The sequence below is a fragment of the Clostridium mobile genome (assembly GCF_018918285.1).
Taxonomy (GTDB): Bacteria; Bacillota; Clostridia; order Clostridiales; family Clostridiaceae; genus Clostridium_AW; species Clostridium_AW mobile.
The window spans coordinates 86,851-106,141 of sequence record NZ_JAHLQF010000004.1 but is presented as its reverse complement, the minus strand read 5'-3'; the positions used below and the strand labels follow the sequence as shown (position 1 = coordinate 106,141).

The 19,291-nt window shown below is 30.5% G+C and carries 16 protein-coding genes; all 16 read left to right on the top strand.

Translation table 11 applies throughout. From position 1 onward, the window contains the following. The first annotated feature begins 30 nt into the window (after positions 1 to 30). The 16 genes from KQI86_RS15765 (at position 31) to KQI86_RS15690 (ending at position 19,288) form a co-directional block, all read left to right on the top strand. Positions 31 to 1,149 carry a hypothetical protein gene (locus KQI86_RS15765; RefSeq protein WP_216440362.1) on the top strand — a complete coding sequence of 373 codons (1,119 nt, stop codon included), beginning with the start codon at positions 31 to 33 and terminating at the stop codon, positions 1,147 to 1,149. A gap of 20 nt (positions 1,150 to 1,169) precedes the next feature. Then, the gene (locus KQI86_RS15760; RefSeq protein ID WP_216440361.1) at positions 1,170 to 3,203 is read left to right on the top strand and encodes a cell wall-binding repeat-containing protein; all 2,034 of its coding nucleotides are present in this window, start codon (positions 1,170 to 1,172) and stop codon (positions 3,201 to 3,203) included. An 83-nt stretch (positions 3,204 to 3,286) separates the two neighbouring features. Continuing rightward, entirely contained in the window at positions 3,287 to 3,967 is a 681-nt protein-coding gene (locus KQI86_RS15755) for a YveK family protein (protein ID WP_216440359.1), read from the top strand. Positions 3,968 to 4,002: 35 nt separating this feature from the next. Continuing rightward, positions 4,003 to 4,770: a tyrosine-protein phosphatase gene (locus KQI86_RS15750; RefSeq protein WP_216440357.1), complete on the top strand. Its 768-nt coding sequence runs from the start codon at positions 4,003 to 4,005 to the stop codon at positions 4,768 to 4,770. Positions 4,771 to 4,788: 18 nt separating this feature from the next. After that, positions 4,789 to 5,517, top strand: coding sequence for a CpsD/CapB family tyrosine-protein kinase (locus tag KQI86_RS15745; protein WP_216440356.1), 729 nt, complete (start codon positions 4,789 to 4,791; stop codon positions 5,515 to 5,517). Between the two features lie 751 nt (positions 5,518 to 6,268). Next, the gene (locus KQI86_RS15740) at positions 6,269 to 8,134 is read left to right on the top strand and encodes a polysaccharide biosynthesis protein (RefSeq protein ID WP_216440354.1); all 1,866 of its coding nucleotides are present in this window, start codon (positions 6,269 to 6,271) and stop codon (positions 8,132 to 8,134) included. 19 nt (positions 8,135 to 8,153) lie between these two features. After that, on the top strand, positions 8,154 to 8,771 hold the full coding sequence (locus tag KQI86_RS15735) for a sugar transferase (protein WP_216440351.1): 618 nt from the start codon (positions 8,154 to 8,156) through the stop codon (positions 8,769 to 8,771). Positions 8,772 to 8,798: 27 nt separating this feature from the next. Beyond that, a complete protein-coding gene (locus KQI86_RS15730; RefSeq protein WP_216440349.1) occupies positions 8,799 to 9,704 on the top strand; it encodes an SDR family oxidoreductase in 906 nt (301 codons plus the stop codon). A 26-nt stretch (positions 9,705 to 9,730) separates the two neighbouring features. Beyond that, positions 9,731 to 10,906, top strand: a complete 1,176-nt coding sequence (locus KQI86_RS15725) for a glycosyltransferase family 4 protein (RefSeq protein WP_216440348.1) — start codon at positions 9,731 to 9,733, stop codon at positions 10,904 to 10,906. Positions 10,907 to 10,915: 9 nt separating this feature from the next. Further along, positions 10,916 to 12,034, top strand: coding sequence for a glycosyltransferase (locus KQI86_RS15720; protein WP_216440346.1), 1,119 nt, complete (start codon positions 10,916 to 10,918; stop codon positions 12,032 to 12,034). Beyond that, positions 12,035 to 13,081: an EpsG family protein gene (locus KQI86_RS15715; RefSeq protein ID WP_216440344.1), complete on the top strand. Its 1,047-nt coding sequence runs from the start codon at positions 12,035 to 12,037 to the stop codon at positions 13,079 to 13,081. It abuts the gene before it with no gap. A 34-nt stretch (positions 13,082 to 13,115) separates the two neighbouring features. Continuing rightward, positions 13,116 to 14,045, top strand: a complete 930-nt coding sequence (locus KQI86_RS15710; protein ID WP_216440343.1) for a glycosyltransferase — start codon at positions 13,116 to 13,118, stop codon at positions 14,043 to 14,045. Between the two features lie 581 nt (positions 14,046 to 14,626). Next, positions 14,627 to 15,493 (top strand): LicD family protein, encoded by an 867-nt coding sequence (locus tag KQI86_RS15705; RefSeq protein ID WP_216440341.1) that lies wholly within the window; start codon positions 14,627 to 14,629, stop codon positions 15,491 to 15,493. A 30-nt stretch (positions 15,494 to 15,523) separates the two neighbouring features. Beyond that, the gene (locus KQI86_RS15700) at positions 15,524 to 16,924 is read left to right on the top strand and encodes a lipopolysaccharide biosynthesis protein (protein ID WP_216440340.1); all 1,401 of its coding nucleotides are present in this window, start codon (positions 15,524 to 15,526) and stop codon (positions 16,922 to 16,924) included. A 21-nt stretch (positions 16,925 to 16,945) separates the two neighbouring features. Beyond that, positions 16,946 to 18,064: a polysaccharide pyruvyl transferase family protein gene (locus KQI86_RS15695; protein WP_216440339.1), complete on the top strand. Its 1,119-nt coding sequence runs from the start codon at positions 16,946 to 16,948 to the stop codon at positions 18,062 to 18,064. 27 nt (positions 18,065 to 18,091) lie between these two features. Beyond that, on the top strand, positions 18,092 to 19,288 hold the full coding sequence (locus KQI86_RS15690) for a Coenzyme F420 hydrogenase/dehydrogenase, beta subunit C-terminal domain (RefSeq protein WP_216440338.1): 1,197 nt from the start codon (positions 18,092 to 18,094) through the stop codon (positions 19,286 to 19,288). The last annotated feature ends 3 nt before the right edge of the window (positions 19,289 to 19,291 follow it).

Below are 19,291 nucleotides of genomic sequence, written 5' to 3'. Positions count from 1 at the left end.
GAAAATACATTGAATTGAGGAGTGAAAAGCATGAAAAAAGGTGTAAAGATTACGTTGATATCCATAGCTTTAATCGTAGTATTGCTTGGAGTAATGACATCCCTTGCTTTTAGTAAAATAAATTATAAAAAGTGGGAGGGGGATTCCACAGAAGTTATAAGCAAAATAAGAGATGGGGAGAAAACAGGAAAAGAAGTAGAAATAAATAATGAAGAGTTAAATGAGGCCCTATCTATAATGTACAAAAATCCTATTAAAAAGGGTGGTATTATTATAAATACTCCAGAGGGATTTTTAGAAGACAACTATGTTGGTGTTAAAATTCCAGTAATTTATAAGAATAAAGAAATTGTTATATATACTAAGGGAGAGATAGATTTTGTAGAAGATAAAATAGAATACACTCCTAAAAGTTTTAAAGTTGGCAAATTACCTATTCCTAAATCTCTAATCTTTAATTCTATTAAAAAATATGAACTAAAGGGCATAGAGGGGGAGGAAGGAAAGGTTTTAATAGATAAAAAGTTAGTTCCTTTTTCTATTAGTTCTTTAGATGTAAGGGAAGGAATATTATACATAAAACTGAATAAATTTGTAGAAAGTTCATTGTTTGACAATGAAAAAAATGTTAAAATTGAACTTGATAAGATAAAAAATCAATTAGAGGAAGTAAAAAGCAAATCTAAAGATGAAAATGAAAAGTCTAAAATCGACAACATAATAAACAAAATAGAAGATAACAAGGAAAGGCCTACCAAAGATATAGTGGACAAAATAAAGGAAGATATTAAAGAGGTAGGCAAAGATTCAAAGGATGAAGAAAGTAAAAAAGAAATTGATAAAGCTGTGGACGACATAGAAAAAAGTAAAAAGGAGAAAGTAGATGCTCTTATAAATGTAAGGGGACAGTTATCTAATGCATTAGGTTCTACTGGATCAAGTGGTGGTGAAGAAATAATAGGTATAATGCTATCTACTATAGATAAGTTAATTCAGGATCCTTCCTATAATTATGGAGGAAATGTAGGATCAGTTAAAAAAATATATGGAAAACTTAGTGGAAAAGAAAAGAAAGCAGTTAAGGATTCCATATTCTCTAATGTAGATGGAGCAAGTATTGGTGAAGTAAGAAGAATGTTTGGTTTATAGATTTAAAGGAGGAATATTTAATGAAAAAAACTGCAATAGCTCTTACAATGGCTTTAGTAATGTCTACTGGATATGTTAAGGCAGAAGGAAATGTAAATGATATCAATAGACTAAGTGGTAAAAACAGATATGAAACCTCTGAGGCCATATCTAAATATGGATGGGAAACTTCTGAATATGTAATAATTGCTCAAGGAGAAAATTTCCCTGATGCACTATGTGCTGCGCCACTTGCTAAGAAATATAATGCCCCAATAATATTAACCAAGGGGGATGGACTTACAGAGGAAGGGCAAAGAGAACTTAAGAGATTAAAGCCTTCAAACGTAATTTTAATTGGAGGAGAGGGAGTATTATCTCCTAAAATTGAACAATACATAAAAAACAATATTAAAGGTGCAAAGATTGAGAGAATAGGCGGAAAAAATAGATATGAAACTTCAATAAAAATAGCTGAAAAACTAGGATTTAATGGAGAAGTAGCAATAGCATCCTCTGAATACTATGCAGATGCTCTATCTGTAGCTCCTATTGCAGCTATAAAAGGTATGCCAATAATACTTACAGATAAAAATACTTTACCAAAGGAAGTAAAAAACTATCTAAAAGATAAAGAAGTGGACAAGGCTTACATAATTGGAGGAACAGGAGTAATCTCAAAAGAAATAGGAGATGAATTAGATAATCCTCATAGATTATCCGGTAAGGATAGATTTGATACAAACGTTGAAATATTAAAGGAATTTGAAGAAGACTTAGACTATAGCAAAGTAGTAACAGCTCTAGGAGTGGGCCCTAAAGGCAATGAATTTGCAGATGCCTTATCAGGAGCGGCTCTTGCAGCAAAATATAATGCACCAATGGTACTTTCCTCAAAGGATTTGCCAAAAGTAACGGAAGACTATTTAAATACTGTAGTTAATCCAGAAGGAGACTTATTAGTTCTAGGTGGAGAAGGTATACTTCCAAACTCAGCTGTTGATAAAATCAAACCATCGGTAAAGGTATATACTGAGGATAATGCAAATCTAAAGAATTTAAACGAAGATAATAGCATTAAGATAACAGGTAAAAATGTTACTTTAGATGGAGGCAGCATCAAAGGTAATCTTTATGCCTATGGACAAAATATTACTGTAAGTAATTTAAATATTTCAGGAGCTCTTACCGTAAATCCAGGAAAAGAGGAAACTATAAACTTAAATAATGTACAAACTTCTGGTATAAAGATAAATTCAGGAGAAAATAAAAATGTAAACCTTAAAGGAAACATCAAAGGAGATGTTTTTGTAAAGGGAAAAGCTAATGTAAACATAAATGAAAATACGACAATAAATAAACTTACATTAGATGGAGAAGTGAAAATTGAATCAAAATCACAAACTCCTGTGGACAAGGTTGTTATTACAAGCAATAGAAGTGTAATAAAATTAAGCGGAAAATATAAAGAAATAGAAGTAGAAGATGGAAAAAGAATAGAATTAGCAGCTGGTACAGAGGTAGAAAAGATTGTTTCTAAATCATCTAAAGGTAAAGGAGTAGAAATAAACATACCTAAGGATGCAGTTGTAAAACAAATATCAGAAGGATTTAAGTTAGAAGGAGAAGGAGCTGCAAACGTTACTCCAGGTGGTGGAGCAGGAGGTGCTGGAGGAGGAGTAGTACCACCAGCTCAAGGAGAAATAAAAATAACTGGAATTGATATAAGTACTAGTAATGGTTCTAAAATAAGGGGATCAATAGATGGAAGTAGTATTACAATAAATGTTCCAAAGAATTTTAAAGGAAATGTAACAAGTATTAAAGTGCATTTTACTGAAGAAGTTAAAGAACTATCCTTAACCTCATTAAATGAAAATGTAAGCGAAAGCGAATTAAATAAATTAAGCAGTAGAAAATCAATTGACTTAATAGAGCTATTGAGAATTAAGGGTTATGATAAAGAAAATGATGGAATTGGAATAGACAATATAGGTCTAATTCATGCTGAAAGTATAGTTGTAAAGGGAGCTTCAGGAAATAGTTCAAAATACACAGTTTTTATTGAAGAATAATTTCTTAAGATATTTAGATGTTTAGATGTTTAGATAATAGATTTATCTAAACATCTACTAAACTAGCAAAAGGAGGAATCGACGTGGAAGAGGAAATAACCTTAGACCTGAGGGACTTTTTTCGTATATTAAGAAAAAGGGCTAATCTTATAGTACTCATTACAGCAGTATGTACATTAATATCAGGTATATTAAGTTTTTTTGTAATAGCTCCAACCTATGAAGCCAAAACCAGCATAATTGTTGGTAAGCTTGAGGGACAGGAGGGAAATCTTCAAAATAATGATGTAGTAATGTATCAAAATCTTATAAAGACTTATGCAGAAATAGGAAAATCAGATAGAGTGGCAGAAGCTACTTCAAGTAAATTAAAAGGAGAGTATACTCCAGAACAAATCAAAAAAATGCTTACAGTGACTCCTCAACAAGGAACTCAAATACTTGTGATAAAAGCGGAAAATAGAAGTGGAGAGGAAGCTGCAAAAATAATTAATGCAGCATCGGAAGCTTTTGTTGAAGAATCAAAAGAAGTATATAAAACTGGTGGAAATATAAGCATAATAGATAAAGCAAAGGTGCCGGAAAAACCTGTACAGCCTAAAAAAGCTTTAAATGTTGCTATAGCATTTTTCGTAGGCTTAATGGCATCTATAGGATTGACCTTTATTTTGGAATACATGGATAATACCATAAAAACAGAAGATGATGTGGAAAGATATTTAGGTGTACCGGTAATTGGGATAATTCCAAAAACAGAAAACTAAATATCTAACAATCTATATAAAAAGGATTGATAAATATGTTGGACATACATAGTCATATTCTTCAGGGCATTGATGATGGAGCAGAGGACTTAGAAACTTCATTAGAAATGCTTAAGATGGCTAAGGAAGAAAATATAAATAGCATAATTGCTACACCTCATTATTATAGAGGGCATTATGAAAATGATTATGAAAGCGTTTTAAAGCATGTGGAGAAAATTAATGAAAAAGCTGTTAAAAATAAGGTGGATATAAAAGTATTTCCCGGGCAAGAAGTATTTTTAGACAAATATTCTCCTAAGCTTTATAAAGAAGGAATTATAAAAGGATTAAATAATAGTAGGTTTATGTTAGTGGAGTTTTCCATGATGAATATGCCTAAGGATATTTTAGATATAATATATGAAATTAGAATTCTCGGGGTAGTGCCTATAATCGCACATCCAGAAAGATATAAGTACATAATTGAAACTCCTTCAAATATTAATGCTTTTATTAAAGAAGGGTGTTTATTTCAAATAAACACAGGAAGTATAAGGGGAGTATTTGGAGGGGATGTTAAAAAGACATCAGAGACGCTGATTAAACATGGAATTTGTAATTTTGTGGCTTCTGATGCCCATGGAATAGGAAGAAGATGTCCAGGCATATTGCCTACCCTAAAGAGGGTAAAGGATATAAGTCCTAAAGTCTACGATAATTTAGAAGAGAATTGTAAGTTTCTATTAGAAGATAAAAATATAGAGTTTGATTTTGAAGAAATAAAAGAAAAGAGAAGCTTCTTTAGTTTTTTCAAAAAGTAAACAAATGGAGTGAATGATATGGAAGGTAGAAATTTAATTACTATAGAAGATCCTAGGTCTCCCATAGCTGAGGCTTATAGGACATTAAGAACTAATATTCAGTTTTCATCCTTTGACAAAAAAATTCAAAGCATAGTGGTAACCAGCTCAGGGCCTGGTGAAGGAAAGTCCACCACCTCTGCTAATTTAGCTATAGTTATGGCTCAGTCAGGAAGTAAAACTATATTAATAGATTGTGACCAAAGAAAATCTACAGTACATAAAACCTTTGGTTTATCAAATGAAATAGGTATATCAGACCTTTTAGTAGGTAAAGTTGACTTTAAAGATGCAGTTCAAGATTCTAAGGTAGAGAATTTAGATATATTAACTGCAGGTACAAGACCTCCAAACCCATCAGAACTTTTAAGTTCAAAGAAGATGAAGGAGTTTATTGATGAGTTAAGAGAAGAATATGAATATATCATAATAGATTCTCCACCAATAATTGCAGTTACAGATGCCCAACTAATAGCAAGTTTTACAGATGGTGCACTTTTAGTAATATCATCAGGAGAAGTAGAAAGAGCAGCTGCCATTAAGGCAAAGGAACTTTTAGATAAAGTAAATGCAAAAATAATAGGCATAGTTCTAAATAAATTAGAAGTATCCGAAAAAGGATACTATGGATATTACTATCAATACTACTACGGAAAAGATGGAGACAGAAAAAAAGGAAAAAATAAATCTGGTGAAGTTGCTATCTAGAAAGATGGAGCATAATTTTTAAAATATAAAGGAACTAAATATATAGTGGAGGAACAGAACCTATATAGTTAGTTCTTATTTACAATAACCCTAATTTACTTATATTTGAAAAAGTTCATAGTTTTTCAGTAAATGCGAAAAATGTAGAAAAGTTTTTTAGAACTTTATTTGGGTAGATTTAATTAATTAAAGCATTTATATGAGAAAAACATACATTCAAAATTCAATAGCTTTTAATTTAATTTTAAATGTATTTAATAATTGATAAATAATTTTATGAGAATATTTAATCATATCAATAAAATGAATAGGAATTCATATTAATAATTTAGGTGAATTTAAAATATATCAAGAAAAATGCATAAATATGTAGAAGATTACATATTTATAATAAAAGTAACGCAGTATAGAGATTTAATTTTAATTCATATTAAATTAAAATTGAATAAAAAAGCAAAAAAATACAGTGAATTTAATAGTAAATTAAAGTTATATTAAAAAAAAGGAAGAAATTATAAGATAAATGGTATATTTTTGTTATAAAATTAAAATATAGAATTTATGGAAATATAATAAATGTTATACAATGGTAATATGTTCATAGATTGTTAATATTTTAGTTTGCTTATTTTAGTCTTAAGGGGGAAGGGATATGCGGGAAATTGAAGGAAGATTACACCGAGAGGTTAATAGAAGAATTAATGTAGAGAAGTTTATCAATTGTTGGTAGAGGGTGCAAGGAGGTGTAGAAATGGATACTATAAGAACCACAAGAAAATATATATTAATGATAGCAGATATTATATTAATAAACGTGTCTTATATTTTGGCATATTGGCTTAGATTTAATTTCAATATACCTTCACATGAATTAGTAATATTTAAAAATAATGCAATTATAATTACAATTATTTATTTGTTAATATTTTGCTTTTTCAAACTTTATAAAAGATTATGGAGTTACGCTAGTATAGATGAGTTTATGTTAGTAGTAAATGCTTGTATATTATCAAACTTATTAGGAATTATATATAGCTTTACTTTAGTACCGAGGATTCCATTAAGTGTTAATATTTTATCCGGTATGATTACTATTCTTTTAATTGGTGGATTTAGAATGTCTTTTAGAATAATTAAAAGATATCTAGATGCTAGAGTTAAGCATCACTCCGGTAGTTCTAAGAGAGTAATGATTATAGGTGCAGGTAAAGCTGGAACGATTATTGTAAATGAAATGAAGTTGTGCAGTGAAGTTAATTATCTTCCAGTAGCATTTATTGATGATAACAAATATAAAGTTGGCACACGTGTAGCCGGTATAGAAGTTATGGGAACTAGGAATGATATTGTTAAATTAGCTAAAAGCTTATCAATTGATGAAATATTGATAGCTATTGCAGCTATAGATGGAGCTACTAAAAAGGAGATTATAGATATATGTAAAGAAACAGGTTGCAAGGTCAAATTAATACCTGGCATATATGAGATCATTGATGGAAAGGTTACCTTAAATAAGATAAGAGAAGTAAATTTTGAAGATTTATTAGGAAGAGATTCAGTTAAACTTGATATGGAAGGTATTAGTGATTATATCGAAGGAAGAATTATTATGGTAACTGGAGGTGGAGGATCTATTGGTTCAGAACTATGCAGACAAATTATAAGATTTAAGCCAAAAGAAATAATAGTTCTTGATAACTATGAGAATAACGCATATGTATTGCAACAAGAATTTAAGAGAAATGGTGTAAATGAAAATATAAAATATGTTATTGCATCAGTTAGGGACAAGGATAAATTAGATTTAATCTTTAAGAAACATAGACCTGACATAGTATTTCATGCAGCTGCACATAAGCATGTACCATTGATGGAAGACAACCCTAGTGAAGCTATTAAGAATAATGTATTTGGTACTTTAAATTTGGTTAATTGTGCTGATAAATATAAAGTTAAAAGATTTGTAATGATATCAACGGATAAAGCTGTTAATCCTACTAATATAATGGGAGCAACCAAAAGAGTATGTGAAATGATTATTCAGTCTATGGATAAAAGAAGTGAAACACAGTTTGTAGCTGTAAGATTTGGGAATGTATTGGGAAGTAATGGTTCTGTAATACCAGTATTTATTGATCAAATTAAAAGTGGAGGACCAGTTACAGTTACGCATAAGGATATTAATAGATTTTTTATGACTATACCAGAAGCAGCTCAATTAGTGCTTCAAGCCGGAGTTTTTGCTAAAGGCGGAGAAATATTTGTTTTGGATATGGAAAAACCAGTTAAGATATACGATTTAGCATGCGATTTAATAAGGCTTTCAGGATATATACCAAATGAAGATATTGAAATTAAATTTATAGGACTTAGACCAGGAGAAAAACTTTATGAAGAAGTTTTAACCGAAGAAGAAGGATTGAATCAAACTGCACATAAGAAAATTTTTGTTGGCAAACCAACCTTTGATGATTTTGATACTCTAATGGTTAAAATTAATGAATTTAGGAAAATAGTTGAAAAAGACGATAGGGAAGAAATTGTTTCTAAGCTTGAAGAAATAGTTCCTACTTATAGAAGATTTGAAGCAGAAGTAGCTATGACTGAATGTGTTTAAAGTTGGGGGGATGTTGTGGATGAGAAGAATTTTTGATGCATTAATTAGTTTATTGTTTCTATTAATATCATTACCAGTATTTTTAATAATATCAATAATTATAAAATTGACTTCAAAAGGACCAGTATTTTTTACTCAAATGAGAATTGGAAAGAACAATGAATTATTTAAATTTTATAAATTTAGGACAATGAAATTAGGAACTCCAAACGTAGCAACGGATAAATTACAGAGTGCTCAAAGTTATATAACACCAGTTGGTAAAGTTTTAAGAAAGACAAGCTTAGATGAGCTACCACAATTAATTAATATAATTAAAGGTGATATGACTTTTGTTGGACCAAGGCCAGCTTTATATAATCAATACAATTTAAAAGAACTTAGAACTAAAGCTGGAGTACATAAGATTCTTCCAGGGGTCACTGGATGGGCACAGGTTAATGGAAGAGACAATAATGATGACTTTCAAAAGACGGAGTTAGATAGATATTATTTAGAACATCAATCATTTGTACTTGATATGAAAATATTAGTTTTGACTGCTTTTAAGGTATTGAGGGCAGAAGGCGTACTTGAAGGAGCTAGGGGTAGTAGTGCTAGGAGCAGTGTTAGTGAGAGTAAGAATGTTCCGATGTAGGTTAATTGAAAATATAGGAGGATATAAATGCTGTTAGTTACAGGAATAACAGGACATAGCGGCAGATATTTTCTGCAAGAACTTATTAAAAATAAATATGAAGGAACTATACGCTGCATTATTAGAGAAACATCTGATACATCAATGCTTGATAATAGTCAGCTTAAGATAGAGAAGGTTGTTGGAAATTTAGATGATAAAGAATTTATTGATAAAGCTATGGTTGGTGTGAATACAATAATACATATTTACAATATTCATCATTCGCCAGTAATTGTACAAACAGCCATTAAGAATAATGTTAAAAAAGCTATATTAGTACACACAACTGGAATTTACTCTAATTTTAAAAATGCTTCCCAAGAATATAAGGAAATAGAGAAAAAAATCATAGAGTTTGTAAAGGATAGTAATTACAAAATAAACATTACAATATTAAGACCTACTATGATATATGGAGATTTATGTGACCATAATATGAGTAAGTTTATTAAGATGATTCATAAATTACCAATCATACCTGTAATAGATAAAGGTAACAGTTTGATTCAACCAGTTAATGCTAGAGATTTAGGTAAAGCATATTATACTGTATTGAAGTTTTCTAGCAAAAATCCAGAATTGAAAGCTTATGACCTTTCAGGAGATAAGCCTATTAAGATGATTGATGTGCTTAAGTTGATAAGTCAAGAGCTTAATAAAAAAGTTATTTTTGTTAATATACCTATGGGATTAGGAGTATTTACGGCGAGAATTATGAAGGCTCTAAGCATTGGAAAATTTGATGTTATTGAAAAAGTTCAAAGAATGGGTGAAAACAGGAGTTATTCACATGGAGATGCAACTAATGATTTTGGATATAACCCAATGCCTTTTGAAGATGGGATAAAGATAGAAGTAGGACAATATAAAGTTAAACAGATGAAGGTATAAAAGATTTTGATTGGAGCTTTGATTAAATGGAGAATAAAGTAGAGGTAAAAAATAAGAAAGCTTTGGTAGTTACCACAGTCGCATCAACTATAGATCAATTTTGCATGAGTGATATTAGTATTTTAAATAAATCATATAGTGTACAAGTTGCAGCAAATTTTACAATAGGTAATAACACTTCTAATGAACGAATTAAAGAATTTAAGAAAGAGTTAAAAGAAAAAAATATTATTATCAATGAAATAAATTTTAATAGGAATCCATTTTCTAAGGATAACTTACTTGCATATAAAGAAATTAAAAAGCTTATTAATGATAATTCATTTGATTTAATTCATTGTCATACACCAGTAGCAGCTATGTTGGTAAGATTAGCTGCTAAAAAAGCTCGTAGGAAAGGAACAAAGGTTATCTATACAGCTCATGGATTTCACTTTCTTAAAGGAGCACCTATTAAAAATTGGATGTTATTTTATCCTATTGAAAGATGGCTTTCTAGATATACGGATGTGCTTATAACTATTAATAAAGAAGATTATAATAGGGTTAAAAAATCATTTAAAGTAGGAAGAGTTGAGTATATTCCTGGTGTTGGAATTGATATCAAGAAATTTAGTGAAGTTGTTATTGATAAAGAGGCAAAACGTAAAGAGTTAGGTGTACCAGAGAATGCTTTTTTAGTACTTTCAGTAGGAGAACTTAATAAAAATAAAAATCATGAGACTGTCGTAAAGACTATAGCTAAGCTAAATAATCCTAATGTTTATTATGTGATTTGTGGACAAGGTGTCTTAGATGGGTATTTAAAAAATTTGATAAAGGGACTAGGACTAGAAAAGCAAGTTAAGTTATTAGGTTATAGACGAGATATAGCAGAAATAAGTAAGGCGGCAGATGTGTTTGTTTTTCCTTCATTTAGAGAAGGATTGTCTGTGGCTTTAATGGAGGCTATGGCTCTAGGGCTTCCGATAATTTGTTCAAAGATAAGAGGAAATGTTGATTTGATTGAAGATGGTAAGGGTGGATATTTGGTAGAAGCTGATGATGTTCAGGGATTTGTTAAATATATTGATAAGTTAATATCAGATAACCAATTAAGAAGTGAGTTAGCTATAAATAACTTTAAGCAAATAGAAAATTATTCTATTGATAATGTTATATCTGATATGGAAAAGATTTATTTAAATAAAGTTAAAAGTTAGGTGGGAACTGTGAAAGTATTACATTTGATAAATAATTTAGGCTCTGGTGGAGCAGAAAAGCTTCTTGAAGATTTAATTCCACTTATGAATCAGGTAGAAGGCATAGAAGTAGATATTTTACTGCTAACAGATAAAAATAATGTTTTTTATGACTCTTTGATCAAAAAATATGTAAAAGTAGATATTATCAAATACAATAACATGTATGATCCTAGAAATGTTTTTGAAATAAAAAAATATATAGTTAGAGGTAATTATGACATTGTTCATTCTCATATCTTTCCCACACAATATTGGGTAGCTCTATCAAGGTTAATTCTTAGAAATAAGAATGTAAAATTCGTAACTACAGAGCATAGCACTCATAATAGGAGACGCGAGAAATTTTATTTTAAACCTATAGATAAGTTTATATACTCTAAGTATGATATGATTATTTCAATCACAGAAAAAACTAAAGATAATTTGATAAAATGGATAGATCCTAAACGAAAAAAAATAGATAAACATGTTATTATAGAAAATGGAGTAGATATTGAAAAAATAAAGAAAGCATTACCTTATAAGAAAAATGATTTAGCTGATGATATTGATGAAGAAACTAAGCTTGTTTGCATGGTTGGTAGGTTTTCTGAAGCTAAGAATCAATCTTCTTTAATAAAAGCTATAAGTCAATTACCAAATAATGTTCATTTAATACTTGTCGGAGAAGGATTATTAATGGATAACAATAAGGAATTGGCTTATCAGCTTGGTATATCAGATAGAGTTCATTTTTTAGGTTTCCGTCAAGATATACCTAGGATACTTAAGGCTGTAGATATTGTAGTATTATCATCGTATTGGGAAGGATTTGGATTGGCAGCGGTGGAAGGTATGGCTGCAGGAAAGCCTGTTATTGTTAGTGATATTCCAGGATTGTCAGAAGTTGTGAAAGAGTATGGAATTATATTCAAGAATGAAGAAGAACTCAAGAATATGATAAATTCTCTTTTGATTAATCATACTTTATATAAAGAAACAGCAGAAATGTGTTATTACAGAGCGGAAAAATATAATATTAAAGAAATGACGATGAAATTAAAAAATATATACTCAGAATTATTTTGCGCAAAGGTGGATAAATAGATGTACTATATATTTAGTGGGTTATTGATATATGTATTTTTTTTAAGTATTATTACTAAAAAGAATAAGGTGCTAAGTGAAATATTAGGGCTAGTTTTGTTAACATTCTTTACGGTAGCTTTGGGACTAAGATACGGTGTGGGAATAGACTATTTTTCTTATGAAAATAGTTTTAACATACATTATAATACGTTTACTTATGAACCTCTGTATTCTTTATTAATGTATATTATAAAACTCTATTTTGATAAATTTTATTATTTAACATTCATAATGTTGTTCTTAACAAACTTATTTATTTATTTAGGATTAAAAAAGAGAAAAATAGAAGGTATCTATATATTGCTTGCTCTTTTTATCTATTTTTCCAATACAGCTATGACTTTTATCAATTTGATGCGGCAAGGATTGGCAGTGGCTATATTTTTCTATGCTAGTACTTATATAACAGAAAAGAAATTCAAGAAATATTTAGCATTTATCTTATTAGGCGCGGGTTTTCACTATTCAATATTGCTTTTATTACCTTTGTATTTTTTTAAGTTTAAATTTACTAAAAGGAGATATTTAATTAGTGTTATAATCTGCTATGTCTTGGTCTATACAAAAGCTGCCTTGAAACTAATAAATTATGTAGCTAGTAAAATACCAATGTATTCACATTATTATAACAGTCATTTCTTCAGAAACGATGAAATAAGTATATTATCATTTGGAGTTTTGTTAAATATAGTCGTTATATTAACATTATTATTAGTAAAAGAAAACAAAAATCTAGAACATAGCAATGATGTTAATTATTATTTGATAGGAACTTTATTTAATGTTATGTCATTATCAACGTTTATATTTGATAGAATTGGGATGTATTTTTTTGTATTTGGAATTTCAGGGATACCTATTTTGCTAATGAGTATTAAACGAAGAAAATTAAGAAATATTTTATTTATGTTTGTATTTTTCGCTATAGCAATATATTTCAGCCAAGTTTATTTAATGATTACAGAATCAAGTTCTCTTTATTATAGATCAATATTTTCAAAATAGATTAATTATGCAAAAGGAGAAGAAGGTATAAAACATGGAGATAAGTATAATTGTGCCGGTATATAATGTAGAAAAATATTTAAAAGAATGTATAGATTCTTTGTTAGATCAAGATTTTAAAGGTCAATATGAAATCGTATGTGTCAATGATGGGTCAACGGATAATAGCTTAGAAATATTAAAAGAATATGAAAATATAAATGATAAAATCGTGCTTGTTAATCAAAAAAACAAAGGTTTAAGCGGTGCTAGAAACGCAGGATTTAAAAACTCTAAAGGAAAATATGTCATGTTTCTAGATAGTGATGATTACCTTAAGAATAATAAAGTATTATCTTTGATATATGACGAGATAGAAAAGAATAATTTAGATTTTGTGATAGCAGATTTTGAATATGATTATGAAGATAAAACTAAAAATTATAGAAAAAAAAGATCTGAAAGTATAAAAAATAAAGTTATGAATGGTATAGAGTTTTATGATTTAGGAATTAAAACAAAATCTATAATGTCAGTAGTTTGGAATAAATTATACAGAAAAGACTTTTTAGAGCAAAAAAATTTACATTTTTATGAAGGTATTATTTATGAAGATATGGAGTTTACCCCTAGAGCGTATTACCTTGCTAAGAGAATTAAATATATTGACGAAGTAATTGTCATGTACAGGCAAAGAGAAGGCTCTATTATGAGCGATATAAATATCAAAAAATTAGATAATTATTTGCTAGTAGCAGAAAGTTTAAGTCAGTTCAATAAAGATTATAATTCTAAAGTGCTACATAATTCTGAACTCTATATGTATGTTACGTTAATAAAAAAATTAAAGTATTTAAAAGATAAAAATGAGTTCAACACACTAAATAGTGAGATTAAAGAAAAAAGAGTAGTATATAAGTTTATGAAATCTAATAAATTGAAGTATAAAGTTTTTGGATTACTATACTTAGCAAATTTAGTATAAATAATTTGTAGTTAAGGATAATCAGACTATGATACCCCAAAAATTCATTATTATTGGTTTGGTCGCGTAGAAATGCCTGAATTTGCAATAAATTGTATAAATTCATGGAAAAACATTTACCTGAATATGAATTGATTCTGCGGAATGAAGATAATTTCGACATTAATATTAATCGATATGTAAGGAAGCAGGATTAAAATGTACTTATGTATAGGATAAGAGAAAGTAGCATATCAAGAAGTTATATTCTTGAGCAATTTTTAAAATTAAGAGGAATTCTTAAATTATATAAGTAAAGTCAGCTTGAGGATTTTAAATTGGTAAAAAAGTAATAAACGATTCACAAAAAGTTGATAGAAAAGCTAATGAAGCAATAAATTTAATTAAAAACCACAAAAAATTAAAAGGTATTTTAGAAATATTAATTAACAAATATTATGGTTTAAGTATATTGATATTTTCAAATATAAAATAATAAGTTTTCTAAATTTATAAGTGAATTTTATGGCGTCTTAAAATCTATTATGTGAATAGGTAAAGAGGAAAAGTGGGCAGCATTAGAATAGCTCTTGATTATAAAGATGAAAACAAATTGGAAAGATGGTGAAATATTAATGCAGATAGATAATTTACGAGTTGTGCAAAAAAGAGAATTAGATGTGTTAAGAGCAATAATCGAAATTTGTGAAAGGCATGGTTTTCGTTATTTCGCTGTTGGGGGGACATGCTTAGGAGCCGTTCGGCATAAAGGTTTTATTCCATGGGATGATGATATAGATATAGGAATGCCTAGGAAAGATTTTGATCAGTTTAGGGAAGTGGCAAAGCATGAATTGCCCAAGCATTTATCTGTGAATGATTTTGAAGAACTTCAGCACTCAAATAGGTTATATATAAAAGTATATGATAATACGACTACATTTGTTGAAAAAAATTGTGAGAAATTTTCAGATCAATATACTGGCATATTTGTGGATATTTTTCCTTATGATGGTCTACCTTCTGGTAGCATACGAAGAAAATTTAATAATTTCAGGATGAAGGTCCTAAGTAAATTGAGTTTTTACCGACGTATGCCTTATTTTAGTATGAATAAATTAAGCGATAAAATATTATTTTTTTTGATTTATCCACTTAAGTGGTTGTTGCCGTTCAATTGGGCATCTAAGAAAATTGAAGAGATTCTGAGAATGTATCCGCTTGAAAAGAGTTTATATAGTATAGCAGCTGGATATTATGTATTCAAAAGCCATTATTTCTTAGAAACAAAAAAGATCAGGTTTGAAGACTTGATGATGCCATGTCCAGAAGATTTTGATGGCTATTTGACTGATCAGTATGGAGATTATATGCAGTTACCGCCAATTGAAAAGAGGAGAACAGATCACGATCTGCTGTTTTTCAGCCTCGATGAACCATATACTAAGTATATTAAAAACAAGCAATAGTACGTTAAAGGAATTGACGAGGTGGTATTAATGAATGGATTAGGAAAATTTATCAAATCAACAGGGATATACTTGCTTGGAAGTGTTTTAACAAAAGTTACTTCTTTTCTTATGCTTCCTCTGTATACGAAGTACTTAACACCGACTGAATATGGTAATTTCGATTTATACACGGCGTACATTACATTCCTTTGCTCAATCTTATTTTTGGACATTTGGGGTGGAGTAATGCGCTTTATGTTTGACTATAAAACAAATGAAGAAAAAGCAAAGCCTGTAACGATTGGACTTTTTATATTTACATCGTCATCCATAGTATATGCTTTGGCCGTTATTTTGTTTGGTACAGTAATGAATATTCCATTTAAGGGGTTACTTTTGCTATATGGGCTCACAATGAATATGGTGCAGTTTGTTGGGTATATTGCGAGAGCACAGGGGAAAAATATCGGATATGCACTTGGTGGGTTGGTCGGTACTATAATTTCAATTTTACTGAATATTCTTTTCATTGCTGTACTGAAGAGAGGATATCAATATTTGTATATTGCATATTGTATCGGCAATATTGTAAATATATTAATTGTCGGTAGCGATGCAAAAATATTTGATCTAATCATATTTAGAAATTTTGACAAGGTTTTATTGCGGGAAATGCTAAGATTCTCATTACCGCTTTCAATTAACTCTGCAGCATACTGGTTTCTTACAAGCTACAATCGGGTTGTGATTTCAAACCAATTATCAACTGCTGATAATGGTTTGTATGCAATTGCTAATAAGTTTGGAAGTATGGTTAACCTTTTTACGCAGTGTTTCCAAATGGCATGGCAGGAATTATCATTTTCAAAAGCAGGGAGTAACAAGAAAGAAATGGACAAATTCTATACTACAGCTTTTAACGAGTATTTACGTTTAATGTGGATTGGAACACTGATAATAATCTCGTGTGTTAAAGTGATTTTCCCAATCATGATTGGTTCGGAATTTGAGTTGGCAGAACCCATAGTGCCAGGGGCATTATTGGCAACATTTTTTACATGCATCAGTTCATTTTTGGGGAGTATTATGACAACTATAAAGAAGAATGATGTTCTGTTCTTCTCAACTGGGATTGGAGCAATTGTTAATGTTATACTTATTAATTTTTTGATTAAAATGTATGGAATACATGCAGCAAACATTGCTTTAAGCTGTGGATTTGCTTGTGTATGTATTGCTAGAGTTCTGTTGTTAAAAAAGTATCTTGACATAAAGTTGAAATATAGATGGGTTGTTTTACTGATATTGGGTACATGTATTGTTTTTATTGTGTATTTGAATGCATCAAGGTTTATAAATGCTATTTTAGGAATCGTAATAATCACAATAGCTTTTTTTATATACAGAAAACAAATCTACAATGGGCTTAATATCGTGACTAAAAGATAATAGAAATAGGAGGAAGTGTAAATGAAGAAATTTGGAATAGTAAGCTATAATATACACTGTAATTTTACTAATTATGGTTCTGCTCTACAATCTTGGGCTTTGCACCAAGCGGTAAATAAAATAGGGAATGGAAGATGGCAGGCAGTTTTGGTAGACTATTGCCCTGAAATCTTAAAAGATAAAAATGCTCTTAATCCGATGGTACATATGTGGGACACAGATACGGAATCGAGAAAAATGTGTGAGCTGAGTTTACCGGCTATACGTGAAAACTACAAGAAATTTGATAGATTTTATCATGAAAAATTCTGCAGGACAGCAAAAAAATATATTCCAGAAAATTTTAACCAAATAGTACAGGATGAGGCACTGGATGGCTTTATCTGTGGCAGTGACACGATTTTTTGCATTGATGAGTTTGGGTTTGATGATGGATACTATGCAAATTACTCATGTATGAAGAATGGATATTCTGTTTCTTATGCAGCAAGTTTTGGAGATGCTCATTTTACTACCGATACATATAAGACTTTAAATGAAAGGCTTCAGAATTTTAAAGCTATTGCATTGAGAGAAAGTAAAATGGTTCCTTATGTGCAGGAACATACATCAGTTCCTGTTCAACAAGTAGTAGATCCTACGTTGTTGTTAACCTCGGAAGATTATGACAAAATAGTTGCTCCTAAGCAAGAAAATGATAAATATTTGTTGCTATATGCGCGTAGGTATAATCCAAAAATGGAAGCGTTCGCTGAAAAAATGGCTGCAGAGAATGGATGGAAAATCATTGAAATTAGTTTAAGAGCTACAAATGCGGAGCGACATAGGATGTTCTATGAAGCCGGTGTAGAAGAGTTCTTGTCATTGGTAAAATATGCGGAGTTTATTGTTACAAACTCATTCCATGGGATGATTTTTAGTGTTCAATATCGCAGACCTTTCTATGTTTTTTCACGAGAACAGTGCGATACAAAGATTATAGAACTTTTAGGATTTTTGGGGCTTTCTGATAGACTGCTCTTTACCGGAGAAGAAAGAGATGCAATGGCAATAGACTATCTAGATGTACATAATAGAATTAGTCAGGCTAGAAATCAATCAATACAGTTTTTAGAGAACGAATTGTCTGGCTGTGAATAATTTATACTCGTATTAAGGAGAAAAATGATGGCAAGCTATTTAAACACAAGTGTAAAAAATGGGTGCTTTGGCTGCGAAGCTTGTGCTCAGGTGTGTAGTAAAAGAGCTATACATATGGTTGAAGATGAAGAAGGATTTCGTTATCCCCAGGTAGATCAGAGTTTGTGTATAAATTGCAGAATGTGCAATAAGGTCTGTCCATATGAGAATATGCCACTGAAGTCACAAGAGGAAAAGGTTGCTTTTGGTGGCTATATTAAGAATGAAACTGTACGTAGAGAAAGTACATCCGGGGGAGCTTTCTCAGCGATTGTAGATACATGGTGTGACACAAATTATGTTATTTTTGGCGCTGTAGCTGATGGAGTGAAGGTGTACCACAGTTACACTACAGATAAAACGGATATGGGACGCTTTCGAAAATCCAAGTATTCGCAGAGTTGCATTGGAAGTGCCTATAAGGACGCGAGGAAATTTTTGGATGAAGAGAAAAAGGTTATCTTTTCAGGAACTCCCTGTCAAATTTCTGGATTAAAAGCGTTCCTGGGAAATACTAATCAGGATAATCTTCTCACGGTTGAAGTTATCTGCGAAGGTGTTCCCAGCCCACACTTTGTTCGAAAATATGATGAATGGATGCAGTTAAAACACGGTTCAAAGATCAAAGTGTTAGATTATCGCTACAAAGACGGTAAGAAATGGGATTTTCAAGTGATGTATACATCACTTGAAAGTGGACATCGCTTCAAAATAGATCGTTGGTTTAATCCTTTTTGGTCTATTTGGCTGAATCATCTTATGAGCAGACCAGCGTGCTATGAATGTCCGTTTACTACTATTGGACGGGTGGCGGATATATCGCTAGGCGATTTGTGGGGAGTCCATCTTTATTGTCCTGAACTTTATGGGGGAAATGGTGGTGCATCACTGATTATTTGCAATACGAAAAAAGGAAAACGGGCTTTAGCCTCGGCACAGCGAGAGCTATACGGCCATGAGTTGGATTTTACTACAGCTTTGAAATATCAATCGCCTATGTGTAAAGCAATCAATCAGAACCCACAGCGTGAAATGTTCATGAAGGATCTTTTGGAGATGGATTACAAGACGCTTTGTATGAAGTGGGCGAAGAAGCCAACGTTTAAACTTTTGTGGGCGAAATATGTTTGGGGTAACAGACAGAAGGTATTTGTATGGAATCTAAAACAAAAATTATGGAGATAAAAG